This is a genomic window from Streptomyces sp. 840.1 (assembly GCF_003751445.1).
Classification (GTDB): Bacteria; Actinomycetota; Actinomycetes; order Streptomycetales; family Streptomycetaceae; genus Streptomyces.
The window spans coordinates 3744510-3771503 of the sequence record NZ_RJUU01000001.1; the positions used below are offsets into that span (position 1 = coordinate 3744510).

19 protein-coding genes are annotated in these 26994 nt (G+C 72.8%); 2 read left to right on the forward strand and 17 right to left on the reverse strand.

Annotated elements, in window-relative coordinates; translation table 11 throughout:
* Window positions 1-4: 4 nt before the first annotated feature.
* Window positions 5-427: a thioesterase family protein gene (locus tag EDD93_RS17075; protein WP_185092346.1), complete on the forward strand. Its 423-nt coding sequence runs from the start codon at window positions 5-7 to the stop codon at window positions 425-427.
* Entirely contained in the window at window positions 424-1119 is a 696-nt protein-coding gene (locus EDD93_RS17080; protein WP_123525957.1) for a hypothetical protein, read from the forward strand. The genes EDD93_RS17075 and EDD93_RS17080 overlap by 4 nt, the downstream gene beginning before the upstream one ends.
* Before the next feature lie 31 nt (window positions 1120-1150).
* Here EDD93_RS17080 and EDD93_RS17085 read toward each other — a convergent pair whose 3' ends face one another.
* The 17 genes from EDD93_RS17085 to EDD93_RS17165 all read right to left on the reverse strand — a co-directional run bounded on the left by EDD93_RS17085 (window position 1151) and on the right by EDD93_RS17165 (window position 26942).
* The gene (locus EDD93_RS17085; RefSeq protein WP_123525958.1) at window positions 1151-2173 is read right to left on the reverse strand and encodes an ABC transporter ATP-binding protein; all 1023 of its coding nucleotides are present in this window, start codon (window positions 2171-2173) and stop codon (window positions 1151-1153) included.
* Window positions 2170-4983: an ABC transporter permease gene (locus EDD93_RS17090; protein ID WP_185092347.1), complete on the reverse strand. Its 2814-nt coding sequence runs from the start codon at window positions 4981-4983 to the stop codon at window positions 2170-2172. The genes EDD93_RS17085 and EDD93_RS17090 overlap by 4 nt, the downstream gene beginning before the upstream one ends.
* 1 nt (window position 4984) lies before the next feature.
* Window positions 4985-8188: an ABC transporter permease gene (locus tag EDD93_RS17095; protein ID WP_123525959.1), complete on the reverse strand. Its 3204-nt coding sequence runs from the start codon at window positions 8186-8188 to the stop codon at window positions 4985-4987.
* Between the two features lie 167 nt (window positions 8189-8355).
* Window positions 8356-8760, reverse strand: coding sequence for a globin (locus EDD93_RS17100; RefSeq protein WP_073738979.1), 405 nt, complete (start codon window positions 8758-8760; stop codon window positions 8356-8358).
* A 132-nt stretch (window positions 8761-8892) separates the two neighbouring features.
* Complete coding sequence (locus EDD93_RS17105; RefSeq protein WP_123525960.1) at window positions 8893-10281, reverse strand: FHA domain-containing protein; 1389 nt, start codon at window positions 10279-10281, stop codon at window positions 8893-8895.
* Between the two features lie 107 nt (window positions 10282-10388).
* Window positions 10389-11747, reverse strand: a complete 1359-nt coding sequence (locus EDD93_RS17110) for a VWA domain-containing protein (protein WP_123525961.1) — start codon at window positions 11745-11747, stop codon at window positions 10389-10391.
* 96 nt (window positions 11748-11843) lie between these two features.
* Window positions 11844-13088 carry a PP2C family serine/threonine-protein phosphatase gene (locus EDD93_RS17115; RefSeq protein ID WP_185092348.1) on the reverse strand — a complete coding sequence of 415 codons (1245 nt, stop codon included), beginning with the start codon at window positions 13086-13088 and terminating at the stop codon, window positions 11844-11846.
* A 2-nt stretch (window positions 13089-13090) separates the two neighbouring features.
* Entirely contained in the window at window positions 13091-15835 is a 2745-nt protein-coding gene (locus EDD93_RS17120; RefSeq protein ID WP_123527825.1) for a serine/threonine-protein kinase, read from the reverse strand.
* 139 nt (window positions 15836-15974) lie between these two features.
* Window positions 15975-17306: a hypothetical protein gene (locus EDD93_RS17125; RefSeq protein WP_123525962.1), complete on the reverse strand. Its 1332-nt coding sequence runs from the start codon at window positions 17304-17306 to the stop codon at window positions 15975-15977.
* 67 nt (window positions 17307-17373) lie between these two features.
* Entirely contained in the window at window positions 17374-18426 is a 1053-nt protein-coding gene (locus EDD93_RS17130; protein WP_185092349.1) for a glutamate ABC transporter substrate-binding protein, read from the reverse strand.
* An 11-nt stretch (window positions 18427-18437) separates the two neighbouring features.
* Window positions 18438-19775, reverse strand: coding sequence for a hypothetical protein (locus tag EDD93_RS17135; RefSeq protein ID WP_123525963.1), 1338 nt, complete (start codon window positions 19773-19775; stop codon window positions 18438-18440).
* Window positions 19776-20170: 395 nt separating this feature from the next.
* On the reverse strand, window positions 20171-21145 hold the full coding sequence (locus EDD93_RS17140) for an N-acetylglucosamine kinase (RefSeq protein WP_123525964.1): 975 nt from the start codon (window positions 21143-21145) through the stop codon (window positions 20171-20173).
* Window positions 21136-22401, reverse strand: coding sequence for a 6-phospho-beta-glucosidase (locus EDD93_RS17145; protein ID WP_123525965.1), 1266 nt, complete (start codon window positions 22399-22401; stop codon window positions 21136-21138). Before EDD93_RS17145 ends, EDD93_RS17140 begins: the two co-directional genes overlap by 10 nt.
* Before the next feature lie 3 nt (window positions 22402-22404).
* A complete protein-coding gene (locus EDD93_RS17150; RefSeq protein WP_123525966.1) occupies window positions 22405-23307 on the reverse strand; it encodes a carbohydrate ABC transporter permease in 903 nt (300 codons plus the stop codon).
* Window position 23308: 1 nt separating this feature from the next.
* Window positions 23309-24250: a carbohydrate ABC transporter permease gene (locus EDD93_RS17155; protein ID WP_123525967.1), complete on the reverse strand. Its 942-nt coding sequence runs from the start codon at window positions 24248-24250 to the stop codon at window positions 23309-23311.
* A gap of 10 nt (window positions 24251-24260) precedes the next feature.
* A complete protein-coding gene (locus tag EDD93_RS17160) occupies window positions 24261-25598 on the reverse strand; it encodes an ABC transporter substrate-binding protein (protein ID WP_123525968.1) in 1338 nt (445 codons plus the stop codon).
* A gap of 120 nt (window positions 25599-25718) precedes the next feature.
* Window positions 25719-26942, reverse strand: coding sequence for an ROK family transcriptional regulator (locus EDD93_RS17165; RefSeq protein ID WP_123527828.1), 1224 nt, complete (start codon window positions 26940-26942; stop codon window positions 25719-25721).
* Between the last annotated feature and the right edge of the window lie 52 nt (window positions 26943-26994).

The window sequence follows — 26994 nt, forward strand, 5'->3', positions numbered from 1 at the left end:
CGTCTTGGCACGTCACATCTACAGCTGCCCGCTGCGCTGGTCGGACATGGACGCCTTCGGCCACGTCAACAACGTGGTCTTCCTCCGCTACCTGGAGGAGGCGCGCATCGACTTCATGTTCCGGCTGGCGCCGGGGGACGGCTCGCCGTCGTTCGCGGGCGGCTCCGTCGTCGCCCGGCACGAGATCGACTACGTCCGGCCGCTGGTCCACCGGCACACGCCGGTGACCGTCGAGTCCTGGGTCACGAAGATCGGTGCCGCGTCGCTGACGATCGCCTACGAGATCAAGGACCCCGATCAGGTCTACGTACGGGCGTCGACCATCGTCGTGCCGTACGACCTGGCCGAGGAACGACCGCGGCGGATCTCCGCCGAGGAGAAGCTCTTCCTCCAGAAGTACCTGGCCGAGGAGCCCGCCGCGGCATGAGCGTGCCCGTTCAGTCGCTGCTGTTCGCCGACGCGAGGGAGGCCGCGGATCTCGCGGCCTTCCTCGGCCGGCTGCTCCACTACGACCGGGCCGCCGCCGTGCGCCTCCAGGCGGGCGGCGGGGCGCTCGCCGTGTTCGGCCGGCCCCCGTCGTTCGAGGTCCTGGCGATCCGGGCGGTGCGGCTCGCGGACACCCATGACTTCGACGTCACGGTGTCGGCCGGTGAGCTGCTCGAATCGCTGGAAACCGAGGGGCCGGACGCCGGCGCGGGAGCACTGCCCCAGCCGGTGACCGGACCGCCGTGGACGGGCGTGCTGCCCCCGCGCGGCGGCTGGCAGGAGTGCGACGGCCTGCCGGACCCCGTCGACCTGCGCGCGGCGCTGACCGCCGCCGTGGCGGAATTCCGGGCGCGCGACGAGGCGCTCCCCGAGGACCGGCGTACGCGGGCGGAACGGGACCTCATCGGACGCGACATCTGGTCCCGGACCATCGGAGGCACCGAGCTCCCGCTGCGCGCCGTGCACGCGGCGCAGGCCCTCGGCTTCCTCCGGTCCGCGCCGGACTTCCCCGTCGCGCTGCTCACGGCGGGGTCGTGGCTGCGGCTGCGCACCCCGTTCGGCGCGGTCGCCCTGCGGCGCGCCGGTGCGGGGGGCGGCCTGGGGATGCTCGGCCTCTCCGTGGGCGGCCAGTAGCGCTTCGTCAGGTTCCGGCCGGGCCGTCGGATCAGGCCCGATCCGAGCCCGGGTCCGATTCCGGGGCCGGATCCGCGTTCCGTCCGGCCGGGGTGTCCGGGCGCGGGCTGTCCGGCCAGACGCCGATGTGGTCCTGTTCCAGCTCCAGCATCACGCGGTGCTCCATGCCCAGCGACTCCGTGTAGTCCGCGGGCAGTTGCAGCCGGCCCGCCCGGTCGAGCATCGCGTACTCGCGTGCCACCTGGGACTCCTGGCCCGTCGCCGCGTCGACCTCGGTACGGCGCAGCACCTCGAACGAGGTGCGGCCGTCACGGATGGCGACCGTGCGGCGGACCTCGTTCGCGACCGCCTGGTCGTGCGTGACGATCACGATCGTCGTGCCCAACTCCTCGTTGGCGCGGCGGAAGGCCGCGAAGACCTGCTCGCCGGTGGCCGAGTCCAGCTCACCCGTCGGCTCGTCCGCGAGCAGCACCGAGGGGGAGTTGGCCAGCGACACCGCGATCGCCACCCGCTGCTGCTGCCCGCCCGACATCTGCTGCGGGCGCCGGTCGCGGCAGTCCGCCACCTCCAGCATCGCGAGCAACGACTCGGCGCGCGCGGCCCGTTCACGATTGCGCCCACGGCCGCGCAGCTGCATCGGCAGCGTGACGTTCTGGATCGCCGTCAGATAGGGCAGGAGATTGCGGGAGGTCTGCTGCCAGACGAACCCGACGACGTCCCGCCGGTAGCGCAGCCGCTCCTTCTGCCCCATCGACAGCAGATCGCAGCCCGCCACCTTCGCCGCCCCGGCCGTGGGCACGTCCAGGCCCGCCAGGATGTTCATCAGCGTCGACTTGCCGCTCCCGGACGCGCCGACCAGCGCCAGCAACTCACCCTCCTCGACCAGCAGATCGAGACCCTGAAGGGCCTGCACCTCCACCCCGTCCGTGGTGAAGATGCGCACCAGCCGGTCGCAGGAGATCAGCGCGTCGTGCCCGTACGAGGGCCGGTCGCGGCGTGCGGCGGCCCGCTGTTCGAGCTCCGCCAGTGTGGAATCGGTCGACGGCGTCGTCATCGGGAGTCTCCTGCCCTGAGTTCGGTGATCGAGCCGCGGCGGCCGGTCCACCAGGCCTGTACACCGGCCACCGCGGCGGTGAGGACGATCACGCCGATCGCCGGCAGGACCATGGACCACGGATCCGCCCGCAGCGGTGCCTCGTCGAGCGGACCGGAGCCCGCGGCGGTCGCGAGTGCGAGGTGCGCCAGATCGACGCCGGGTGCCAGCAGCGCGATGGTGGCCCGGCCGACGAGCAGGCCGCCCGCGGCGGCCAGCAGCGCCTGCGGCATGGCCTCGTAGCCCAGCAGGCGTCCGCCCTGCCGGGTGCCGATGCCCATGGTGCGCAGCCGCGCCAGCAGCGTGGTGCGCTCGGGCGCTGTCCGGAGCAGCGAGAGGAGCACGGCGAGCAGGGCGTAGCCCGCGCCGGCCGCGATCGCCGCCGTGTAGATCCGCTCGGCGCCCACCTGCATGGGGGTGTCCACATAGGCGGCGCGCGCCTCGGAGCGCAGCCGCACGGTGAGGTTCTTGTCCGCGTGGTGGGCCGCAGCGCGCAGCGCCTTCGCGTCCAGCCGGTCGCCGGTGAGCAGCAGCGCGGTGGTCTGCCGGTGGGTGAGGGCGGCGGCGTCGACGACCATGAAGGAGGTGTCGGTGACGGCGGGCGTGTGCGCCACCGTGCCCGCCACCCGGACCTTGAAGTCCCCGGCCATCGACTGGAGATCGCGCGGCCGTTCCCCGAGCCGCTCGGCTACGGACGGCGAGGCGAGGACGGGCAGCACCCGGTCCCTGGAGGGCATCGTGCCCTCCGGCGTCTTCGGGCCGGTGTACGTCAGCCTGTCGGCGGAGAAGGCACCGATTCCGGTGGACCGTGCCAGCCGGGCGTAGGTGACCGGGTCGACGCCGATCAGGGTGGTGCCCTGCGCGTCCTCGAAGCCGTGCTCGGGCGGCGGCAGCGAGACGCCGTACTCGATCTGCACGCGCGCCACCTCCCGTACGCCGTCGGCCCCGGACACCGTCCGTGCCAGGGCGTCCGACAGCGGCGCGGAGTCGGCCTGGCCGCTGATCCGGGCGTCCGCGCCGGTCGCGAGGACCGCCGCGGTGTCCCGGGCGGTCGCGACCCCCGCGAGGACCGAGCCGCCGAACGCCGCCGTCGTCAGCGCGACCAGCAGCGCGAGCAGCGGCAGCGTCCCGGCGGCCGAGGAGCGCCCGGCACGGGCCAGCGCCAGGAAGCCGATGGCGCCGCGCAGCCGCGCCACGGAACGCAGCGCGAACCGCAGCGGCAGCGGGTAGAGCCGGACGAGGACCAGGGCCGCGATCAGCGCGACCAGCACGGGGGCCGCGCTGACCAGGAGGTCGGTGCCGCCTTCGCCGCCGGTACCGCGCCTGCGCAGGGCGACCACCGCGCCGACGGCCAGCACCAGCAGGGTCAGTTCGGCGACGGTACGCCGCGGGGAGGGCCGGACGCTCACCAGGTCCTCGCGGCCGCCGTGCAGACTCGGTCTGCGGTGCAGCAGCACGGTACGGACCGGAAGCGCGGCGCAGACCAGCGCGCCGACCGCCGCCGCGCCGGCGGCCGAGGGCCACAGCCGGCCCCCGTCGGTCACCAGCACCGCGAGCAGCAGCCCGAGCGCGGCGGCGGGCACGGCCGTCACCGCGGTCTCGGCGAGCAGCCGGCCCCCGATGGACCGCAGCGAGCCGCCACGGGCCCGGAGCAGGGCGAGTTCGTCGTGGCGGCGGCCGGCGATCAGCCCGCCCGTCATCAGCAGCACGATGGCGGCGACGGCCCCGATACCGACGGCGGCGACGGTGACGACAGGGCGGATCGCCTGCCGCATCCCCTCGTACGCGCTCACGATCTCGTCCAGGTCGGTCGTCACCGTCGCGGTCGCACCGGCCGAGGCGCGCACCTTCAGCAGCCCGGGGCCGCCCTCCAGGGAGGCCACGGACGAGCGGAGCCGGTCCACGTCCAGGGTGGTCAGCCGCGATACGTCCGGCATGATCCGCCAGTACGCCTCCGGCTGGCCCGTCGTCGCGAGCAGCGCCGGCGCCGCGTCCGGGGGCAGCAGCAGCGCCGCCGTCCAGTAGTAACGCGGCTCGGTCCTGGTCGGTTTGGCCACCAGCGACGGGGTGCGCAGCAGCTGCTCGGCCGACCAGTAGGCGGCCCCGGGGCGCAGCGGGCGGACGATGCCGGTGATCCGTACCGTGAACTGCCCGCCCCTGGCGACCGGGACGGAAACGGCCGAGCCCACCTTGAAGCGGAGCGCCTTCGCGGTCTCCTCGGTGACCGCCGCCTCGACCTCGTCGGTGGTGGCGGTGACCTGGCCGCGGACGGCCGGCCACCTGCCGGCGCGCAGTGTCGCGTGGTCGGGCAGCGCCGACTGTGTCGTGTACGTCAGCTCCGGGTCGATGCCGTACGGGCGGGGGAACCAGGGCTCCTGCGCGGGGATCGGGTCCGTCGTCCGGAGGCCGTACGCGGACTGGGCGGTGTCCGCCCGCAGCGGGCCGGGCAGTCCGGCCAGCAGCGTCCGGTGCACGGAGCCCACCGACGCGTCCCGCACCGCTTCCTCGCGCGCAGCCTCGGGCACCTCGAGCCCCGGCGGCTGGCTGCTGACCTCCAGGATGCTGCGCCTGGGGGAGGCGGCGCCGAGATCGTGGCGCAGCCCCTCGCCCTCGTACCGGTCGACGGCGCGCGGGAACGCAGCGGCCAGGAACGCCGTCAGCAGTACCAGCAGCCCGAGCGCGCAGGCCGCGCCGGGAGCGGTGCGCAGCCGGGTCCGTACCCAGGGCGCGCAGGCGGCCGTCGTGCGGAAGAACATCGAACGCGTGCTCATGTCAGTTGTCTCCCTGGTGGCGCAGCGAGATGGCCGGGTCGGTGCGCCGGAGCGCGAGGACCGCGACGATCAGCAGCGGCAGGGCGGCGAAGGCGGCGAGCAGCACCGCGATCTGTCCGGCGGGCAGTTGCACCGATACGGCGGGTACGGGCCGGGCGGCCTGTCCGGTCAGCACGATGAGCGGCACCACCGCCCGGGTCAGTACGGCCCCCAGGACCGCACCCACCAGCAGCCCGATGGCGATCAGCACCCCCTGCTCGGCGGCGATCATGCGGGCCAGCCGCCGGCGCGGCGCCCCCAGCGCGCGCAGGACGGCGAACTCCGCGGAGCGCTCGCGCCGCGAGCCGACCGCCGTCACGGCGAAGCCGACCCCGGCGAGCGCCGCAGCGACGACCGCCACCGCGAGCAGCGCGGACTGCGGGCCCGCCCCCAGCGGATCGCTCACCAGCTCGTCCGCGACCTCGTCCCGGACCTGCACCTGCGCCGGATCGGTGTCGGGCCGGGCGCGGAGCGCGGCCGCGACCTCGGCGCTGCGGCCGGGAGCGGTGCTCAGCCACCACTCGGTGGCGGTGAGCACGGCGCTGGGGCGTTGCGCGAACACCCCGCTGACGGCCCTGAGGTCGAGCAGCAGGGCGCCGCCGTCCCGGGCCGCCTGCGACTGCCCGGAGGACAACGAGGCGGAGGACAGCGAGGCGGCGGAGCCGGGGCCGGTCGTCGGGAGCGCGTGGACGGTCCGCACGATCTTCACCCGGACCGTCTCACCGGCCAGCGTCACGTCCACGCTCTGGCCGGTCCTCGCGCCGGAAGCCTTCAGGTAGGCGTCCGTCGCCACCCCGTTCAGCGTGGCCGCCGGGGGCCGGGCCGCAGTGATCCCGTCGGTGCTCTGGGCCGCCTGCCAGCGGAATCCGCCGGGCACCGGGACCGGCAGCTCGTCGCCGTCCCCGGTCACGGTCCGCAGCCCGCTCACGGTGAGCCGGTGCGACTCGTCCCGCCCGACCGGCTGGGCGCTGTCCAGCTCGAACCCGGTCACCGCCAGTCCGCCGGCCGGGTCCACCTTCAGCGAGAGCGGATGCGCCTTCCCGTCCACCGGCACGGAACCGGCGATCACCCGGTACGGAATGCCGTAGCGGTCCTCCAGCAGCACGGTGACCACCGGGCTCGTGCCGGAGGGCGAGCGGCCCGCGGCCTTCGTCCCGGACGAGATCCGCAGGCCGAGGCGGAGCCGGGTGCTGCCGGGCGGCAGCGGCAGCCCCGCCCGTGCGGTGCGGGGCGGTGCCAGGGAGTCGAACAGCCGGCCCCGGGCCCCGTCGGCGAGGTCCCCGCGCATCAGCATCCGCTCGTCGGCGTGCGCGGTGTCCAGGGCCAGCACCTCGGCCGTACGGCTGCCGGAGAGCTCCACCGTCGTGCGGAACGCGGGCGCCGCGTTCCGTACCCCCGCCAGCCGCGCGTACGCGCCCGAGCGCGCCGGGTCCGCGTTGACGCCGCCCAGCATCCGGACCTGGGCGCCGGACCTGAAGTCCGCCTGGTCCTGCTGCGAGCGGTCCCACGAGGCGCTCTGGCCGATCGCCAGCATGCCCATCGCGACCGACAGCACCAGCAGCAGTACCGGACCGGCGCCGCGCAGCGGCCGGCGGCTGAACTGCCAGCCGGCCAGCGCCGTGACCAGCCCCCGGCCCCCGGCCGCCCGCCGCTCGGCGAGCCGGGCGGCGGGCGGCAGCAGCCGCAGCGTCACCACGGTGCCCGCGAGCAGCGCCAGGGCGGGCGCCACGACCAGCAGCGGATCGATGCCGAGCCCGCCCGAGCGGTCACCGCTGAGCGCACCGCTGCCCGCGCCCCCGGTCTGCCGGTCGAGCTGCCAGTACGCTACCCCCGCGACCGCGAGGAGCCCGAGGTCCGCGCCCGCGCGCACCGGCGCGGGCAGCGCGGCGGCGCGGGTGGAGCGGCGGCCGCCGGCGCTCGCGGCGAGCGCGGGCGCCACCACGGCGAGCGCGCAGGCCAGCGCGGTCACGGCGGCCACCAGCCACACGGTGCCGGTGGCGGTCCCGCCGAGCCGCAGCCCGATCCGGGACAGCTCACCCCGGTCGGCCAGCAGCCGGGTCAGCGGTTCGCTGAGCAGCGGGGCGAGAACGGCGGCGGGCAGCGCCAGCAGCAGCGCCTCGATCGCGGCGAGCGAGGTGATCCGGCCGCGCGACCCGCCGCGCGCACGCAGCAGTTCGGTCTCGCCGCCGCGCTCACTGCTCAGCAGCCTGGCCACCAGCAGCAGCGTGTAGCCGGCCAGCAGCACCAGCTGCACCGCCACGATCATCAGCGTCGAGCGGGAGACGAGCAGCCCCCGGTCGATCTGGTCGAGAACGGTGGGCAGCTGGGTCCGGGCGCTCGCCCCGTTCTTGAACTCCGGGGCGGCCAGCAACTGCTTGGGCCCCTCGGTCGCCGCGTGGCGCAGCGAGGCCATCCGGTCCGTGGTGAGGGCGCGGAAGTCGGCCGACGCCAGATAGGAGACCTCGCCTGAACTGGTCCGGCCGGAGCCGAGCACCGCGGGGTCGGTGAGCAGCGGCCCGTACGTCGTGAAGACGACCCGGCGGACGCCGCGCCCGCCGGCCGCGTCCAGCTGCCAGTACGGATCGGCCTGGTCCGAGGCCTCGTAGAGGCCGGTGATCAGGATCTTCTCGTGCGTGTCGCTCAGCCGGTCGGTGAGCGTCAGCCGGGCGCCCGGCTTCAGCCCGAGGGCCTCGGCGGCGGTGCCCGGCAGCGCGACCTGGACCGGGTCGCCGGGCTTCCCCGCCCCGGCCCGGGGCATCCGGCCGTCGGTGAGCCGGACCCGGCTGCGGTCGAGCGAGGCGAAGTGGGTGAGGTCGGGGTCGCCGCGGCGGGCGGCCGGGGTCTGCAGCTCGCGCGGCAGCGCGTACGGACCCGACGCCTCCAGCCTCCGCACGGTCACCGGGAGCCCGTCGAACGTGGTGCGGGCGGCCTTGCGCGCCGAGGCGTCGGCGGCGTCCCGCTGCTCGGGATCGACCTGCGCCGATATGAGGAGCGAGGCGTCGGCGGCGGACCGGTGGGTGAGGGTGTGGCGCAGTGCGGCGTCGCCGATGGAGCCGGAGAAGGCGGTGAGCGCGGCCAGGACGGAGGTGGTGAGCAGCACGGCCAGCACTGCCGCCGCGAGCAGGAGCCGGTGCGCCCTCACCCGCAGAAGAACGAACCCCGTCACCCGGCCCCACCCTCATCTCATGAAACACGCCCCCCGGCGTTGCATGGATGCTTTCAGAGTGGACCTGTCGCGGTATACCGCCCATGGCCACACCTTGATGGGATCGTGACCGTTATCCGGCGGCGGAGTACCGGATTCCGCACACGTCCGACGCCTCCCGACCGGATTCAGCCCTCGGTGTTCACCATCGAGGCGGCCGCGTAGGTGAGGTAGTCCCACAGCTGACGCTCGTGCTCCGGGGCCAGCCCGAGCTCGTCGAGCGCCACCCGCATATGGCTCAGCCAGGCGTCGTGCGCGGCCCGGTCCACCCGGAACGGCACGTGCCGCATCCGCAGCCGGGGATGTCCGCGCTGGTCACTGTAGGTGCGCGGGCCACCCCAGTACTGGATCAGGAACAGCGTGAACCGCTCCTCGGCCGGGCCGAGATCCTCCTCCGGGTACATCGGCCGCAGCAGCGGGTCCCCGGCCACACCCTCGTAGAAGCGGTGGACCAGACGCCGGAAGGTCTCCTCGCCGCCGACCAGCTCGTAGAAGGTCAGCTCCTGCACCGTGTCGCGCGGGTTCTCAGTCACCTGTCCATCGTCGCAGACGCTCCGGCGGGAAACAGGGCCCCCGGGTGGGTCCGGGTGATCAAGCCGGCCGGGAACAGCGGTGCGAGGCCGGCGAGGGATGTCCCCCGCCGGCCGCGCACCGCGCCGGAGCCGTCAGCCCCGGCGGATCGTGATCGTCGTCCACGCCCCGACGTGCACCTGGTCGCCGTCCTGGAGCGGAACGGGGACATAGGGCTGGATCGGGTCCTCGGCGCCGTTGAGCGTGGTGCCGTTGGTGGAGTTCTGGTCGACCACGGCCCAGCTGCTGTCCGGCTGCTGCACCAGCACCGCGTGCTGGTGCGAGACGCCCGGGTCCTCCGGGGGCACGGACAGATCGATGTCGGGTGACTCGCCCGTGCTGTGCCGGCGGCGGCCGATGGTGATCTGGGTGCCGGTCAGCGGAAGGTGCTGCTCCGGGGAGTACGCGGGCAGGTTGAGCCCGGTGGCCTCGGGGCCGCTGCGCTGCATCATCGCCAGGAAGTAGTCACGGTCCGGAGCGACGACCGCCGCCCAGCTCGTGGACGCCGGTGCCTGGCCCGGTGCCTGGCCCGGTCCCTGGCCCGGTCCCTGGGCCTGGCCCGTGCCGGGGCCCTGGTTCTGCCCGGGGTAGGGCTGCTGCTGCATGGGCGGCTGCGGAGCCTGGGGCTGCGCGGGCGGCGACAGCAGCCAGTCGTCGTTGCCGGGCTGCGCGGTCTGCGGCTGCGGCGGGGCCGGCGGACCGGACTGCTCGAAGACCGGGGGAGCCGTCTGCTGGAACGGGGGCGCGGCACTCTGCTGCTGGAACGACGGCGGCGGGGGCGAGCCCTGCGACGAGCCCTGCTGCTGGGCGTGCTGCTGACCCTGCGGGAACCCCTGCTGACCCTGCGGAAAGCCCTGCTGACCTTGCGGGAAGCCCGGCCGGCTCTGCGGATCGGGCTGGCCCTGGGGGAACCCCGGCCGGCCCTGCGGATCCTGCTGGCCCTGCTGGAACGGCGGGGGCGGTGGCGGGCCCTGCTGGCCGTGCTGTCCTGGGAACGGCGGCAGACCGGGCCCCGGCCCGCCGGGCTGGCCGTGCTGTCCCGGGCCCGAGGAGAGCGGCTCGGCCGGCCGGTTCACCTGCGAGGGGCGCGAGCCCTGGTACTCGAACGGATCGCGGGGCTGCGGCGCTCCGGGCGGCGGCTGCTGGGCCGGGAAGCCCGGCTGCGGGCCGGGGCCGCCGGGACCCGCCGGTCCGCTCGGGCCGCCGTGCTGCGGGGCGAGCGGGGTGTACGAGGTCGCGGTGTTCGTGAGGAAGTTCCAGCGGCATTCCTCGCAGAACGGCGCCATGGCCTCCCGAGGGGTGCGGCACTGGGGGCAGATCTCGGCCTGGGCGGTCGCGTCCGGGCCGGGGCTCGGCGGGTAGCCGTAACCGGGCGCGGGCGGCGGGGGAGGCGGCGGGGGAACAGCGGCCCCGGCCACGCGATGGCCGCAGACCTCGCACCAGTCCTCGGAACCCGACTGGTGTCCGTTCGGGCAGGTCGGCATGTCGGCGCTTCCCCCTCTCCTCGTCCGGCCCAGGGGGCCGTCATTTTTCTTGCTTCGCCGCCCGGCGGACAGGTCCGGCCGGGCGGCTCATCAGTGCGGATACGTGGTCACTTCTTGACGCGGACGGTCTTCGTGGAGCGCGTTTCGAGTGTCATCTCGTCCGCTTCCGCGACCTTCGCCTTCAGTCGCACAGTACCTGTCGCCGCGTCGACGACGTCTACCACCTTCGAAAGCAGTTTCGCAGTGTCCGCGTTCCCGGACGCCGACGCCAGCTGCACCGCGCGGCCCAGTTTGGCCGTCGCGCCGTCGAAGTCTCCCGACTTGCGGGCATCGAGCCCCTGCTGGATGACTTGTGCCAGTTCCGCCTGACCCGTGTAGTGCGCGACCTGCGGATTGATCGAGGTCGAGGCCACCATGTCGTCCGTCCACACCGCCCGCACCAGACCCTGCGAAAGGGTCTGGGGCGCGCCGCCCGAGGGGTCGGGGAGGATCAGCGAGACCCGGGCCGCCAGCATCTCCTGGCCGATACCGGCCTGCGGTACCTGCACGCACACGTGGTAGTCGCGGGACTCGTCGCCCCAGGAGCCGGTGGGGTAGTCACCGGCGCGCGGACCCGCCTCGGTACGGCGGTCGGTCAGGTCCGCGACCGTCGGCGCGACCTGCTTCACGAACTTGATCTCCACGCCGACCGGGGTCCAGAGCCGCAGCGCGACGTCCGCGACCTCCTTGCCCATCGCGTTCTCCATCATCTGTGTGAAGTCCGCGGCCAGCCCCGTGGGATCGGCGACGATGTCGGCGGTGCCGAGCAGCGCGGAGGCGATCGCTGTGACTTCTTTCACTTCCCAGTCGGTGCCGACACCGCGGACGTCGCAGGTGAAACGCCCCGCACAGGCGTCGAGCGCGGCCCGCAGGTCCTCCGGTGCCTCGTGCTCGTTGCGCCCGTCGGTCAGCAGGATGCCGTGCCGGATGCTCACCTCCGCGGAGCCCAGCAGCCGGTCGGCCAGCCGGAGCCACGTCCCGATCGCCGTACCGCCGCCCGCGCTCAGCCGGCGCAGGGCCTCCTTCGCCTGGGCCCTGGTCTGCGGACCTGCCGTGGCGAGCCGCCCGTTGCCCGGGTAGACCTCCCTGGCGATGTGGGTGCCGTCGATCACGGCGAAGGAGGTGCCGTCGCGCAGGGTGTCGATGGCCGCCGCCGTCGCATCGCGGGCGTTGCGCATCTTGGTGGGCGGGTAGTCCATCGAACCCGAGCAGTCCACCATGATCACCACAGCGGCGGTCGGCGCCTGCCCCGGCAGGTGCGAGGACGAGTGGGCGGCGCCCGTCAGCGGGACCCCGCCCGTCGTGCCGCCGCCGGTCGAGGTGACGGTGATGATGCCGTTGACCTCGCGGCCGCCCTCGGGCAGATATTCGTTCTGGTACACCTCGACGGAGAACTGCGGCACGTTCGACTTGGAGAAGTTGGCCATCTGATCGGCTCCTTGAGGCTCCATGTGTCAGATGAAGACAGATTTACGGACAGAGTCATCGGAGATGCGAGGCGCGTGGGGCCGGGGCGGCGGTTCTCAAGCGCCGCTCGGGGCGGATCCTGCCCCTTGCGCCGGTACGGCGAACGGCAGCAGTGCCACTGTTACGTTGTCGTGGCCCCCGCCGTCCAGCGCGTGGCCCACCAGTACCTGGGCGCCGTGCAGCGGCCGTTCGTGCGCGTCCGCCGGCACCGCGGCGGACATCTCGGCAGCGGACTCGGCGTAGTTCCACAGGCCGTCCGTGCAGATCACCGCGACACCCGGCCGGTCCGGCTTGAACGAGGCGGTGTGCGGCTCCAGTTCGTAGGAGTCGGCGCCCAGCCAGCCCGTGATGGCGTGGGCCCGCTCGTCGGCGTACGCCTCCGCCTCGTTCATCAGGCCCGCCGCGACCATCTGCGCGGCCCAGGAATCGTCCTCTGTGAGCCGGGCCGGCGGGCTGCTCCGGTCCTCGGGCACCCAGTACACCCTGCTGTCACCGACCCAGCCGACGATCAGCAGCCCGTTGGCCATGATCGCGCCGACCAGGGTGCACGCCGGGGCGTTCTGGTGGCGGTGCGGATCGCGCTCCGCACTCTTGCCGGGCTCCTGGGCAAGCCGGTTGACCGACTCGGAGGCCGCCACGATCGCCTCGTGCATCGCCTGCTGCGGATGCGTTCCGCGTGGCAGCGACTCCAGCAGCGCCTCGTTGGCCGCGGTCGTCGCGGCGGCGGACGCCTCGTCCGGCCGGCTGGCCGACGAAACCCCGTCGCAGACGATCGCCACCACGGCCGGGGTGCCGTCGGGCAGCGCGGTCGTGGAGATCGCGAACGAGTCCTCGTTGCGGTGGTGGCGCAGCCCGCGGTCGGTGACCGCGGCCACCGAACCGAGCTCCTGCTCCATGTGATCGCGCTCGCGGGGCTGGGCGTGGCCGCAGTTCTCGCAGTAGCCGTCGAGGTCGACACGGCCGGCCCGGCAGGCCACGCACACCTTGCCGCCGGCCGCCGGGGCCGGGGCGGGCTCCGCGACGGCCCGGGGGTCGGGCGCCACGCCCTCAGGGGCAGCCGTCGGCGCCGCCAGCTCGAAGTCGCCGGAGGCGGCTGACGAGGGTGTGGCGACGGGCCCGGCGGCGGGGGCCGCGGGGGCGAGCGCCGCGGTGCCCATGGCGATCGTCGGGTGGTCCCGCGGCGGCTCGGGCACGGCCGACAGGTCGTACCCGCACGCACCGCAGAACAGATCCCCCGGCTCCAGCGGCTCCTGGCAGCCGGGGCACCTCGACAAGGCAGTCTCCTGGTCGTTCTGCGACATCTTCACACCCACGTTCGGGGGCGGAAACGGTTGGCCCGCTCCACCAGTTCGATCCTCTCGGCACCGGGCTCCGCAAGCCTGGCGAGCATCCGGTACGAACGCTCGAGCCCGAACCGCAGGCCCCGCTCGTTCAACTCACTGCCGAGCAGCGTCCCCGTCCCCGTCCCCTGTGCCCCGCCGCTCGCGGGAGGCTGCGGGGCCGCCGAACGGGGAGCGGGACTCCCGGAGAGTACCCAGTCGAGCGCCGTCCCCAGCACCTCGGTCGACAACTGCTCCCGGCGCACCGCGTCCAGCCCCAGCCCGGCCAGGCCCGAGACCTGGACCGAGGCCGCCAGCAGATCGGTGATCAGCGGCTCGTCCGGGGCCCGTCCGCGCAGCCGGGCCCGTACCGCCGCGACCCGGGCCGCCGTGAAGTGGATCGACGCCTCGGGCACCGACTCCAGCGACCTGACGGCCCCGGCCCGGTCCCCGGCGGCGATCTGCACCCGGGCCAGGCCGAACGCGGCGCTCACGAAACTGGGGTCGGTCGCCCACACCAGCCGGTAGTACTCGGCGGCGTTGTCCAGCTGGCCCAGCACCTCCGCACAGACACCCAGCGCCAGCTTCGGCGCGGGCTCCCCGGGAAACGCGTCGTAGACCGCGTCGAAGGACAGCGCCGCGTTCTCGTTGTCGCCGGTCACCAGGGAGGTGACGCCGCGGTACCAGACCACCCGCCAGTCGTCCGGGTGCTTCACCTCGAGGGTGGTCAGGGTCTCCTGCGCGCCATCCAGGTCGTTCATCTCCAGGGAGGCACGCAGCTCGCGCAGCCTGGTCTCCAGCGAGGCGGCCGGTACGGCCTGCAGAGCGGCGATCAGCTCGGCGGGCGCGGAAGCCATCAACCCGGCGAGGAAACCCGCGTTGGGGTCGTTCGCGTCGACCCGGGGGACCGGCAGCGCCAGCGACGTACCTCGCGCGTCGAGCTCGGCCGGCCGTAGCCCGCCCGTGCTGTGCGCCGCCGGACCCGCGCCGGCGATCGCGGCCGGGGACCGGGGAGCCGGGACGGCGGGCCGAGGCTGCGGGTGGCCGGGCCCGGCCCCGCTGACGTGGGTGGCCGGCGAGGACACCGGGCCGGCGCCCGCCGCGAACCCGGGAGGCGGTCCGGCGGGCAGCGCGCCCGGGACACCGCCCGGCGGGGCGACCGCGGCCGGCGTCAGGGCCGGCGCCACCGGGAGCGCCGGAGCGCCCTTGCGCCGGCCGAAGCGCCCGGACCCGCGCGTGGCCGCACTCCGCACCCCGAGGCGGGACACCTCGCCGGTCATGAGCGTGAACAACTCCGTGTCGGTGACCCGCATCTCCGCACCGAACAGCGTCGACAGCGCCGGACGCGGGCGCCCCGTCTGGAGCGACACCACCTCCCGCAACACGCCCATCAGCTGCTCCGCCATCTCGGACGCGGAGGCGAACCGCCGGGCCGGATCCGGGTCGGTGGCCCGTACCAGCAGCCGGTAGAACGACTCGTAGGAGCGGAACACCTCGATGTTGTCCGGGTCCGGCAGCGAGTCCACGAAGACGTTCGTGTAGCCCTGGAAGTCGAAGGTGAGCACCGCGAGCGTCCGCGCGACCGTGTACAGGTCGGAGGCGACCGACGGGCCGACCTCCGCGACCTCCGGCGCCTGGTAGCCCACCGTGCCGTAGATGGCCGACTCGTCGTCGTCCATCCGGCGGACCGCGCCCATGTCGATCAGCTTCAGCTGGTCCTCGGTCTGGATCGCGTTGTCGACCTTGAAGTCGCAGTACAGGAGGTTGCGGCTGTGCAGATGTCCCAGCGCCTCCAGCGCCTCGATGCCGAACGCGCACGCCTGCTCGACCGGCAGCGGGTCGCGCTTCCCGGCCGGGGTGCGCCGCTCGTTGGCGATCTCCTTGAGGGCCTTGCCGCCCACGTACTCCATCACTATGTAGCCGTCCAGCGAACCGGTGCGCTGGTCGAGGTGCTCGACGAAGTTGTAGATGCGGACGATGTTGGAGTGCTCGATCTCGGCGAGGAAGCGGCGCTCGGAGATGGCGGCCGCCATGGCGTCCTGGTCACCGGTGTCGAGCAGGCCCTTGAGCACCACCCAGCGGTCGGAGACCGCGCGGTCCACCGCCAGGTAGACCCAGCCGAGCCCGCCGTGCGCCAGACAGCCCGCGACCTCGTACTGACCGTGCACGACGTCGCCGCCCTGGAGCTTGGGCGTGAAGGAGTACGGGTGCCCGCACTTGGTGCAGAAACCCTCCGTACGCCCCGGCTGCGCACCCCTGGCCCGGCCCACCGGCGCCCCGCAGTCCGAACGCGAGCAGAACCGCTTGCGCTCGGGCACCTCCGGGTTCTCCATCACGGCGGTACGCGGATCGGGACGCGGCACGTCCGGCACGAGCACCAGCCCGGCGCCCAGCCGGTTCCGGCCGGAGACCCCGGTCGAGGAACCCGAGGAGCGCACCGAGACCGAACGGGCGGACCCGCTCGCGGACACCGCGCGCGAGAGCCGCCCCGACACCGACCGCCGCGACGTCGACGAACGCGAGGAGGAGCGCGAGGAAGCCCGCGAACTGCCGCGCGCCGAGGAGCTGCTGCTGCTGCGGCCGCCGCCGGTGATCCCGGTCGGAGGCGAGCTCAGCATTCCCGTCGGCGAGACGACCGGAGCCAGACCGCAGGTGTCGCAGTACAGCTCACCGCCGCCCATGTCCTCGTAACTGCCCTCGCACGCGGGGCGCTGGCACTGCGTACTCATGGTCATTCCCCCTGTTCGCCCCGCCGCCGCAGCGGCCATGTCCTGCTGATACTGCCTGTCCGACACATGTCCGTCCGGCTGCCGTCCGTCCCGCCCGGCGGATGCCCATCGGGCTCCGGTCGCCCCGTCAGCTGCCTTGTCACTGTCCCCGCCGGTCTTCTGGTCCCGACGCGCGCCGCTGCCCCAGCAGTTCCAGCGCCGCGTCCTGATAACGCTGCACCGCCTGCGCGGCGACCCTCAGATCGCAGGGCGCGCTCCACAGCATCCGGCGCGCCGCGTCGTAGCGCTCGATCAGGACCGGGTCCTCGGAGAGACCGTGCCGGGCCACCTTCGCCTTGTACGCGTCGAGGCGGCCGCGCAGCTCCGCCCGCACGGCCAGCGGAGCGGTGACCGCCGTCAGCTGCTCCCTGGCCCTCAGCAACTCCTCCTCGGCCTGCCGCTCCAGGGTCTCCAGGAGCGGCGAGAGCCGGTGCCACTGGGCGTGCCTGCGGTACTCCGAGGCGGCGGCGAGGCGCTCCTGGAGCGCGGTGGGCGGGCCGTTGACCGCGGGGACCTCGGACGCGGCGATCTTCGCCAGCACCTCGCCGCGCGCCGACCTGGCCTCGGCCAGGGTGCGGTCCGCCCGGGAGAGCACGTCGCGCAGCTGGACCAGCCGCTGCTCGGCGTCCTGCCGGACCGCGAGCACCGCCTCGATCTCCCGCCGCACCTCGTCCAGCGCTCGGGCCGCCCGGTCGTAGCGCGTGGTGTCGGGCCGGCCGCCGCCCGGCGCCGAACTGCCCGGCCCCGGCAGCCAGAACGCCAGCGGGTCGGAGATCACCTGGACCCGCAGCGTCGTCAGCTCCTGCGTGATCGACTCCAGATCGTCCCCCGAGGGGTGTTCGCCGGGGCGCACCCCGACCGAGTGCGCCAGCGAGCTGGTGCGGCGCAGTTCGGCGGCGAGCAGATCTATCCGGGCGGGCATCGCCGACCACACGGAGTCGGAGGCGACGACCATGTCCAGCGAGCGCGCGTACAGCTCGTTCATCCGGTTGACCAGCTCCGCCAGCGTGAACCGCTCGGAGAGCCGGGCCGGGCCGGTGATCGACGGATCGGGCCGGGCCGCGGCATGCGCCACCGTGACGCCCTCGCCGCGCAGCAGTTCGGTCAGGGCCGTCAGGTCGTCCCGGTTCGGGTGACGCCGCCGGGCCCGCACCTCGCGGGCCTGGTGCAGCACCCCGGCGTAGGCGTCGAAATACCCCCACAGCAGCGTGATCGACTGCTCGGTGACGCTCCAGCGCTCCCTGGTGACACCGGTGAGCTCGGCGCCCTCCAGGAGCCGGCGCCCGGCGTGGTCCTGAAGGGCGAGCAGCGAGGTCTCGATCGCCTCGTGCTCCGCGCCGAGCCGGGCCAGCGCACGGTCCGCCTCGTCCCGGTCCATGACCGGGCCGGGGGGCCGGGCCGCGTAGCTGGGGAAGGGGCCCGCGACGCCCATCGATCACCTCTCCGCTCTCCCTGCCGGGCGGGGCCCGGCAGGATCCGCCTGATCCGAAGGACAGGCCTTAGTTACTGCGGTACTTGGGCACCGGCGGCGCCGTGATTCCGGGCAGGCCGTCCTGCAGCCAGGTGCGGTAGGACCGCATCCAGGCGCTGTCCTTGCCGCCGGCCCGGTAGTCGACCAGCACCTGGTTGACCCGGGCCACCAGGTCGTCCGCGCCCTTCTTCGTGGCCACGCCGTAGTACTCGGTGGTGAAGGGCTTGTCGCCCTTGAGCTCCACGGCCGGGTCCTGGGCGGCCTGGCCGGCCGCGAGGGCGTTGTCCGTGACGATCGCGTCGACCTCGCCCATCTGGAGCCGCACCAGGCAGTCCAGCTGGTTGGGGACGGTGAGCAGGTCCTCGTCGGCTTCGGTGCCGTCGTGCTTGTCCTTGAAGACCGAGCCGAACGACTGCTTCTCCAGCGCCTCGTACGCCGTGGATCCCTCCGCGGTGCAGACCCGCTTGCCGGCCAGCGAGGAGTTGTAACCCGTGATCGTGGAGTCCTTGGGCGCGAGGACCTGCTGCCCGGCCTGGAAGTAGGCGGTGGAGAACGAGACCTGGTCGAGCCGGGCGCAGTTGATCGTCATCGTCCGCACGACGACATCGACCTTGTCGTTCTCCAGGGCGGCGATGCGCTGGTTGGTGGGGATCGCCCGGAAGATCACGGCGTTCGGGTCACCCAGGATGTCCTTGGCGATGGCCCGCACCAGATCGATGTCGAAGCCTTCCAGGTCTTGGGACTCCGGGTTGCGGTACCCCCACTGGAAGCTGTTCTGGTCGACGCCCGCGATCAGCTTGCCGCGCGCCTTGATGCGGTCGATGGTCCGGCCGCCGGAGACGGACGGCGCCAGGCTGGCATCCGGGTCGGTGCAGTCGTCGGCCCGCGTCTGCACGGCCCGTGCCGTGCCCGCCCCCGAGACCTCGTCGCCGAATGCGGCGCCGCCCCGGTGGGAGAGCGGCAGCAGGGTCAGTGCCGCCGTCACCGCGCACGCCGCGGCCATGGCGGTCACACCGCCCCAGCCGCGCAGCCTGCGCAGCGGGCCCGCGGGCCCCGTCCTGGGCTCGTCCTTCCCTGTCATCGCTCCCCCTGTCACCGGAACTCCGAGAGCCTGCGGTTGACCCCGACGATCGCGGCGACCGCGCCCAGTACGGCGAGGGCCGCCGCGCCTATCGGCAGCCCGCCCAGCGCACCGCGCCCGTCCTCCGCAGCCCGGGTGAACTCGTCCTGCTCATGGGCGAGCGCCTGCCTCAGCGCCTTGTCCACCCGGTTGAACGACTCACCGGTCGACCCCTTGGTCGAGTCGGCCGTCCCGATGATCTGGGTCAGCGCGGTGTCGTAGTCGCCGCTGTCGTCGGTCTTGCGGGCGGTCCGGTGGCGGCTCTGCCACTCGGTGACCCCCTTGATGGCGTCGGCCACCGGCTCGCCCCCCACGGTGTCGTGGGTGTCGTCGGCGAGCTTCGCCGCCTTGTCCAGCTCCTCGACGAGGGCCTTCATGCCCGTGCCGTAGTCCGTCTCGTACTTGTCGTTCCTGCCGTCCGCCGTGAGCACCGCACCACGGGCGACCACGGTGAGGGTCTCGTTGGCGCGCGCCTTCAGCGAGTCGATGCGCGCGTGGTTGAGCACGTCCAGGGACTGCTGCCCCCGGGTGTCGGCGTCCGACAGGTCGGAGCGGGCCACCGAATGCCCCACCGCCAGCCACAGCAGGACCACGACCGAGGCCGCGGTCGCGGCCAGCAGACCGTGGTTGAGCACCCGGTTGGTCCGGTGGAAGTTGCGCCGCTGGGCCCACAGCAGCACGATCAGCGCGATCACACCGATACCGAGCGAGAAGAACGGCCAGGTGCGCGCGGAGTCGTAGTCCTCGCCGAGCCGGCCGGTCTCCGCCGTGTACAGCCGCTCGGCGGCCGGCAGCATGTCCTTGGCCATCTTCTGGTTCGCGTACCGGAGATAGGCGCCGCCCAGCGGCAGCCCCTGCCGGTTGCTCGCGCGGGCGCGCTCGATCAGCCCGGTGTAGCGCGGGAGTTCCTCGTTGAGCGTGGTGATCTCGTGGCCGGACTCCGTCGAGGCGTCCGTGTTGGCCGCGGCCTTCACCAGCAGCCGGGAGGCCTCCTCGATGTCCGCCACGTACTGCTCGTGGACCTGGCGCGGCTCCTGCGGACCGGCCAGGAAGCCGCTCGCCGCCGCGGCGTCGGCATCGGCCAGCGAGCGGTAGATGTCCGCCGCGTCCGCGCTGAGCGGCTGGCTGCGCCGCACCACGTCGTCGGCGGAGGCCGCGCGGCCGGACACCTCGAACGCCGTCACGGCCCCGAACGCGACGACGAGCAGGGCCAGTACGGCCCCGATGATCTGGAGCCGGCCCGGTTCGGTCGTTGCGGCGGCACGCAGCCGGTCGGTGACCACCGCACGCCCACTGCGCTGCGGCGGCACGGCAGCGGGCGGCTGCTCCGGCGCGCGTCTCGGCGGCGCAGGGCGCACACTCGGCGGGTATGTCACTTGACCTCCCCCTCGGTCACTGACGGTGGCCCGCCCCCCGGCCGATCGGGGGACTGGTACCCGGCCAGAAGTATGGCCGCAGGGAGCGGCGTCCACACAATGAACGCCCTTATCCCGCACCGGTCCTGAAAGCAGACAACTGCAGTCAACAGCATTCGATCAAGACGGACGCCGCCGATCAAGACGATCGACGGCGCAATCCCCCGAAGTCGTACCGATCTCCCCGACAAGGAACACGTTCGGGACGGCCGATCGGTTCCCCGGCCGAAGAGGCGCCCCGCAGCACGAATGCTACGGGACGCCCCGGTACCCCCTGAGGTCACACCGGGTCAGGCGTACTGCGCCCGCAGCCTCGCGTGCACCCCGGGCGCCGCGCCCGTGTGGTCCAGGCCCAGCAGCCCGGCGCCCAGCACCGGGGACTCCGCCACCACCCGGACCACCGCCTTCGGGGCCCGCACCGCGAGGAGTTCGGCGATCCGGTCGTCCAGCTGCGGATGGCGGGCCGCCAGCACGCTGCCGCCCAGCACCACCGGGGCCGGCTCGTCCAGCAGGCCGAGCCGGGTGAGCGCGACCGAGGCCATCGCCACGACCTCCTCCGCCAGCCGGTCCACGAGGGAGCGCGCCACCGGGTCACCGGCGGCGGAGACCGCGAAGAGCACCGGCGTCAGCTCGTGCCGCCGCTCGAACTCGATCCGGCCCAGATGCAGCGCCTCGATCAGCGCGTACATCGAGCCGAGCCCGAAGTGAGCGGGCAGCGCACGGGCCAGCTCGGTGGGCCCGCCCCGGCCGTCCTCGGCCCGCGAGGCGCACCAGAGCGCCTCCTCGGCCAGCCCCGAACCCCCGCCCCAGTCACCGGATATCCGGCCGATCGCGGGAAACCGAGCGGTGCGCCCGTCGGGCACCATGCCGACGCAGTTGATTCCCGCGCCGCACACCACCGCCACCCCGCGCGGCTCGTCGACCCCGGCCCGCAGGATCGCGAAGGTGTCGTTGCGCACCTCCACCGTCCGGCCCCAGCCCCGGTCGCCCAGGGCCTCGGTCAACTGTTCCTCCTCGACGGGCAGATCGGCGTTGGCGAGGCAGGCCGACACATGTGCGACGTCCTCCACCCCCGTGCCGGCCGAGGCCAGCGCCTGCTCCACCGCGGAACCGAGCGCGTCCACGGCCGTGCCGATGCCGACCACGGGGGGCTGGAAGCCGCCGCCGCGGGCCGTGGACAGCACCGTGCCGTCCGCACCTATGAGTGCCACATCGGTCTTGCTGTTCCCCGCGTCGATCGCGAGGACCGAACCGTTCACGCCCACGGGAGGTGCTCCCGGTTGTGCGCGATCAGCTTGTCGGTGAGTGCTTCCGCGTACTCGAACTGGCCGATCAGGGGGTGCGCGAGCAGGGCCTTGAACACCCGGTCGCGGCCCCCGCGCAGCGCGGCCTCCAGCGCGAGGTCCTCGTACGCCGTCACATGGGCGATCAGCCCGGCGTAGAGCGGGTCGAGCGGCGCGACGGCGAGCGGTGCCGCACCCGTGCGGTCCACCGAGGCCTGCACCTCGATCACCGCGTCGTCCGGCAGGAAGGGCAGCGTGCCGTTGTTGTAGGTGTTGACCACCTGGTGGGCGGAGCCGCCGCCGCCCAGCAGCGAGGCGGCCAGGTCGACGGCAGCCTCCGAGTAGAAGGCGCCGCCGCGCTTGGCGAGCAGCGCGGGCTTCTCGTCCAGCGCCGGATCGCCGTACATGGCGAGCAGTTCCTTCTCCATCGCGGCGACCTCGACGGCCCGCGAGGGCTTGGTGCCCAGCTCGCGCACGACCTCGTCGTGCGCGTAGAAGTAGCGCAGGTAGTACGAGGGGACGACGCCGAGGCGGTCCACGATCGCCCGGGGCATGTGCAGGTCGTCCGCGATCGCGTCGCCGTGCTCGGCGAGCAGCCTCGGCAGTACGTTCTCGCCCTCGGGGCCGCCGAGGCGCACCCCGGTCTCCCAGGTCAGGTGGTTCAGCCCGACGTGGTCGAGGTGCACCTCACCGGGGGTCACGTCCAGCAGGCGGGCGAACTTGCGCTGGAAGCCGATCGCCACGTTGCACAGGCCGACGGTCTTGTGACCGGCCTGGAGCAGCGCCCGGGTCACGATGCCGACGGGGTTGGTGAAGTCGATGATCCACGCGTTCGGGTTGGTGCGCCGGACGCGCTCCGCGATGTCCAGGACGACCGGGACGGTGCGCATCGCCTTGGCGAGGCCGCCGGCGCCGGTGGTCTCCTGGCCGACGCAGCCGCACTCCAGCGGCCATGCCTCGTCCTTGGCGCGGGCGGCCTGGCCGCCCACCCGGAGCTGGAGCAGCACCGCGTCCGCGTCGGCGACGCCCGCGTCGATGTCGGTGGTGGTGACGATCCGGCCGGGGTGGCCCTGCTTGGCGAAGATCCGCCGCGCGAGGCCCCCGACGAGTTCGAGCCGGTCGGCCGCCGGGTCGACGAGCACCAGCTCCTCGACCGGCAGGGTGTCCCGCAGCCGTGCGAATCCGTCGATCAGTTCAGGTGTGTAGGTGGACCCGCCACCCACTACTGCGAGCTTCATGAATCAGCCCTTTACTCCGGTCAGTGTGACGCCCTCGACAAAGGCCTTCTGTGCGAAGAAGAAGACGACGATCACAGGGGCCATGACCAGAACGGTCGCGGCCATGGTCAGGTTCCAGTCGGTGTGGTGTGCGCCCTTGAAGGACTCCAGTCCATAACTCAGCGTCCAGGCCCCCGGGTTCTCGGAGGCGTAGATCTGCGGTCCGAAGTAGTCGTTCCAGGCGTAGAAGAACTGGAAGAGGGCGACGGCGGCGATGCCGGGCTTGGCCATCGGGATCACGACGCGCAGCAGGGTGCGGAACTCGCCGCAGCCGTCGACCTTCGCCGCGTCGAGGTACTCGTTCGGAATGGTCAGCAGGAACTGCCGCAGCAGGAAGATGGAGAACGCGTCGCCGAACGCCATCGGGATGATCAGCGGCCAGAGCGTGCCGGACATGTCCAGCTGCTTGGCCCAGAACAGGTACATCGGGATGACGACGACCTGCGGCGGCAGCATCATCATCGAGATGACGAGCATCAGCGACAGATGCCGTCCGCGGAAGCGGAACTTGGCGAGCGCGTACGCCACGGGCAGTGAGGACACCACCGTGAGGACGGTGCCCAGGCCCGCGTACAGCAGGGTGTTCCTCCACCAGGTCAGGAAGCCCGGGGTGTTGAACACGTCCTTGTAGTTGCTCCACTCGAAGGGGTGCGGCCACAGGTCACGGGTCAGTGCCTGCTGGTCGCTCATCAGCGAGGTGAGGAGGAGGAAGACGAAGGGCAGCACGAAGAAGAGCGCGGCCGCGACGCCGAGCGAGTGCACACCGATCCAGTGCAGCAGCGCCTTGCGGCGCGCCACCCGCTCGGCCGGGGTGACGGAGTCACTCACCGGGCCGCCGGCCTTCGGGGTGTCGAGAACCTGCGCCATGTCACTCACCTGCCTGGATCAGTCCGCTGCGGCGCCGCATCAGCAGTGCGGTGAACGCCATGGCGAGGACGAAGAGAACGAGCGCGACCACACAGGCGGAGCCGTAGTCGAAGCGCTGGAAGCCGAGGTTGTAGACGAGCTGCGGAAGCGTCAGTGTCGACTTGTCGGGATAGCCCGGCTCGAACTGCTGCCCGGAGCCGCCCATCACACCCGATGCGACCTTCCCGGCCACGAGTGGCTGGGTGTAGTACTGCATCGTCTGGATGATGCCGGTGACCACGGCGAACATGATGATCGGCGAGATGTTCGGCAGGGTGACGAAGCGGAACCGCTGGTAGGCGGACGCCCCGTCCAGCTCCGCGGCCTCGTACTGCTCCTTGGGGACGTCCAGGAGTGCGGCCATGAAGATCACCATCAGGTCGCCCACCCCCCAGACCGCCAGCGCGGTCAGCGCGGGCTTGGACCAGGTGGCGTCGGTGAACCAGCCGGGCGTCGGCAGCCCCAGCTCGCCCAGGATCGAGTTGACCGGTCCGGTCCCCGGGTTGAGCAGGAACACGAAGCCCAGCGTCGCGGCGACCGGCGGCGCGAGGTAGGGCAGGTAGAAGAGTGTCCGGAAGACCCCGGTGCCCGTCTTGATCCTGGTGATCAGCATGCCGATGCCGAGACCGAACACCACCCGGCAGGTCACCATGACCAGGACCAGCCAGAGCGTGTTGCGCAGCGCCGGCCAGAACAGCGGGTAGTCGTTGAAGACGAACGACCAGTTCTTCAGCCCGCTGAACTCGGGGGCCGAGAAACCGTCGTAGCTGGTGAAGGAGAAATAGAGCGTGGAGATCAGCGGGTAGGCGAAGAAGACGCAGAACCCGATCAGCCACGGCGACATGAAGGCCGCCGTCCGGAGCGCCGACCGGCGGCGCTTCGAGCGGAGTGTGTACGTGCTCATCGCGTCGGCTCTACTTCGCCTGGTCGATCGCGGCGTCGATTTCCTTGGCGGTCTTCTCCAGGCCCGCCTTGATGTCCGTCTGCTCGCCCTTCTCGACGTCGAAGCCGAGGTTCTGCAGGGACGTCAGGAACGCGCCGCCGTTCACCGAGGGCGGGGTGGTGGTGGACTTCGGGTTGGCGGCGATGTCCAGGAAGGTCTTGAAACGCGGGTCGTACTTCAGCTTCGGCGACTTCAGCGCGGCCAGCGTGGACGGCACGTTGTGGATGGCGTTGGCGAAGTTCACCACCGCGTCGGTGTCGGTGGTCATGAACTTCACCAGCTCCCAGGCGGCGTTCTGCTTGGAGGAGGTGGCGGCGATACCGGCGATCGTCCCGGTCAGGTAGCCCTTGCCGTACGTGTCGGCCTGGTCGTCCGCGACGGGCATCGGGGCCACACCGATCTCGAACTTCGGCTTCGTGTCCTCGGCCATGCCCAGACGCCATTCGCCGTCCAGCTGCATGGCCACCTGGCCGGTGTGGAACGGGTGCTTGGCGCCCCACTCGTCACCGAAGCGGGTACGGAACTTCTCCAGCTTCTGGTACCCGCCCAGCGAGTCGACCAGCTTCTTCTGACCGGTGAGCATCGCGGCGAAGGACGGGTCCTTGGCGATGTTCGACTTGCCGTCGGCGTCGAAGTACGTCGGGTCCCAGCTCCCGAGGTAGTGCTCGGTGGTCGTCTCGTAGCCGTGGTAGTTCGGCATGAAGCCGAGCTGCTCGTACGAGTCGCCCTTCGGCTTCGTCAGCTTCTTCGCGTCGGCGGCCAGCTCGGACCAGGTCTTCGGCGGGCTGGTGATCCCGGCCGCCTTGAACGCGTCCTTGTTGTAGTAGAGGCCGTAGGCGTCACCGAGCAGCGGCACCGTGCAGCGCACGCCGTCGTACTGGGTGTACTCGTTCATCGCCTTCGGGAACGTCGCGTCCGCGTCGATCCCGTCCTTCCTCAGGAACGGGTTGAGGTCGACGAAGGCCTTCGACTTGCAGAACTTGCCGACGTTGTTCGTGGTGAACGACGAGACGACGTCCGGGGCCTTCGAACCGCCCGCGCGCAGCGCCTGGTTGATCTTGTCGTCGGTCATGTTGCCGACGATCTTCACGTGGATGTTGGGGTGCGCCTTCTCGAAGGCGTCGACCGTGTCCTGAATTCCCTTGACCTCGTTCGGGGCACTCCAGCCGTGCCAGAAGTTGATGGTCGTCTCCTTGGACGCATCATCCTTGGCACCGGAGCTGCTCTGCCCGGTACAGGCGGAGGCGAACAGGGCGATCGCGGCGGTCGCGGCGAGTGCGACGGCCGGCTTCCGGCGGTTTCCGGACATGGTGGTGTCTCCCGATGAAGGGTTGGGACAGGGAAGGGGAAGGCGGGGTACTTCAGGAGGTGGCAGCAGAGAGGTGGCAGAGGGGGTGGTGAAGGGGGGTGCCGGGGGAGGAGCGGGGGTTCAGCGCGAGGTGTCGAACACTTCGTCGCGCGTGGTGGCCAGTGCGCTCTCCAGCGCGCCGCGCAGCACGGGCCGGTGCGTCACCTCGCCGGCGATCAGCCGGGGCCGGGACGCCGCGAGCTCGGCCAGTTCGGCGGCCACCCGGCCGCGCAGCGGTTCCCCGCCGCGCGAGATCAGCTCACCCGAGAGCACGACGACCTCGGGGTCGAGCACGGCGAGCATGGAGGCGAGACCGGTGGCCAGGCCGGTGGCGAACAGATCGAGCAGCCGGCCCTGCGGCCCGCCCTCGCCCCGCTCCGCGGACTCCGCCGCCCGGCCCACCAGTGCGGCCGCGATCTCGTGGTGGGTGCCCGGACCGCGCACCGCCTCGTCGTCGATGCCCAGCTCACGGGCTAGCCGGGCGAGCACCTGGGCACCGGCCAGCTCCTGGAAGCCGCCCGAGTTGGCCTTGGTGACCTGCCGGACCAGCGGCGCGCCCGGCACCGGCAGGAAGCCGACCTCGCCGGCGCCGCCGGTGAAGCCCCGGTGCAGCCGGCCGTTGATGACGAGGGCGGCGCCGAGGCCCTCCTCGTTCCACAGCAGGACGAAGTCCTCGTGGCCCCGGGCCGCGCCGAGCCGTTGTTCGGCCACCGCGACGAGGTTCACGTCGTTCTCGTACTCCACGGGCATCGGCAGGAAGGCGGCCAGCTCGTCCAGCAGGGTCGGGGAGTGCCAGCCCGGCAGGTGCGAGGCGTACCGCAGCCTGCCCGTGCCCGGGTCGAAGGCGCCCGGCGTGCCGATGACGAGCCGGTGCACGTCGGAGCGGGTCAGCCCGGCGTCCTTCACCGCCCCGTCCAGCGCGTCCGCCACCTGGCGCACCACGCTGTCGGCGCGCCGCCCCGGGGTCCGCAGCTCGAACTCCCCGACCGTCTCACCCGTCACGTCGGCGACGGCGGCGAGGATGCGCTGGGCGTTCACGTCGAGCCCGGCCACATGCGCGGCCGAGGCGTTGACGGTGTACAGCTGTGCGTTGGGGCCGGGGCGCCCGGCCGCGGTCCCGGTGGCGACGACCAGGCCGGCCGCCTCCAGCCGGGCGAGCAGCTGGGAGGCGGTGGGCTTGGACAGGCCCGTCAGCTTCCCGATCCTGGTCCGCGAGAGGGGTCCGTGCTCCAGCAGCAGGTCGAGGGCGGCCCGGTCGTTCATGGCCCGCAGAACGCGGGGGGTACCCGGCGTGGTTCCGGCCATGATCACTGCACCTGCCCTCTGTTAGGAAAGTTTCCTATTCGGTGAGAGGACC

What these genes read in the sequence shown, in the direction of transcription:
- EDD93_RS17120 (WP_123527825.1), bottom strand. Translation starts at nt 15,835, where the DNA reads ATGAGTACGCAGTGCCAGCGCCCCGCGTGCGAGGGCAGTTACGAGGAC.
- EDD93_RS17110 (WP_123525961.1), bottom strand. Translation starts at nt 11,747, where the DNA reads ATGGCCAACTTCTCCAAGTCGAACGTGCCGCAGTTCTCCGTCGAGGTG.
- EDD93_RS17085 (WP_123525958.1), bottom strand. Translation starts at nt 2,173, where the DNA reads ATGACGACGCCGTCGACCGATTCCACACTGGCGGAGCTCGAACAGCGG.
- EDD93_RS17080 (WP_123525957.1), top strand. Translation starts at nt 424, where the DNA reads ATGAGCGTGCCCGTTCAGTCGCTGCTGTTCGCCGACGCGAGGGAGGCC.
- EDD93_RS17130 (WP_185092349.1), bottom strand. Translation starts at nt 18,426, where the DNA reads ATGACAGGGAAGGACGAGCCCAGGACGGGGCCCGCGGGCCCGCTGCGC.
- EDD93_RS17090 (WP_185092347.1), bottom strand. Translation starts at nt 4,983, where the DNA reads ATGAGCACGCGTTCGATGTTCTTCCGCACGACGGCCGCCTGCGCGCCC.
- EDD93_RS17165 (WP_123527828.1), bottom strand. Translation starts at nt 26,942, where the DNA reads ATGGCCGGAACCACGCCGGGTACCCCCCGCGTTCTGCGGGCCATGAAC.
- EDD93_RS17115 (WP_185092348.1), bottom strand. Translation starts at nt 13,088, where the DNA reads ATGTCGCAGAACGACCAGGAGACTGCCTTGTCGAGGTGCCCCGGCTGC.
- EDD93_RS17125 (WP_123525962.1), bottom strand. Translation starts at nt 17,306, where the DNA reads ATGGGCGTCGCGGGCCCCTTCCCCAGCTACGCGGCCCGGCCCCCCGGC.
- EDD93_RS17150 (WP_123525966.1), bottom strand. Translation starts at nt 23,307, where the DNA reads ATGGCGCAGGTTCTCGACACCCCGAAGGCCGGCGGCCCGGTGAGTGAC.
- EDD93_RS17155 (WP_123525967.1), bottom strand. Translation starts at nt 24,250, where the DNA reads ATGAGCACGTACACACTCCGCTCGAAGCGCCGCCGGTCGGCGCTCCGG.
- EDD93_RS17145 (WP_123525965.1), bottom strand. Translation starts at nt 22,401, where the DNA reads ATGAAGCTCGCAGTAGTGGGTGGCGGGTCCACCTACACACCTGAACTG.
- EDD93_RS17160 (WP_123525968.1), bottom strand. Translation starts at nt 25,598, where the DNA reads ATGTCCGGAAACCGCCGGAAGCCGGCCGTCGCACTCGCCGCGACCGCC.
- EDD93_RS17105 (WP_123525960.1), bottom strand. Translation starts at nt 10,281, where the DNA reads ATGCCGACCTGCCCGAACGGACACCAGTCGGGTTCCGAGGACTGGTGC.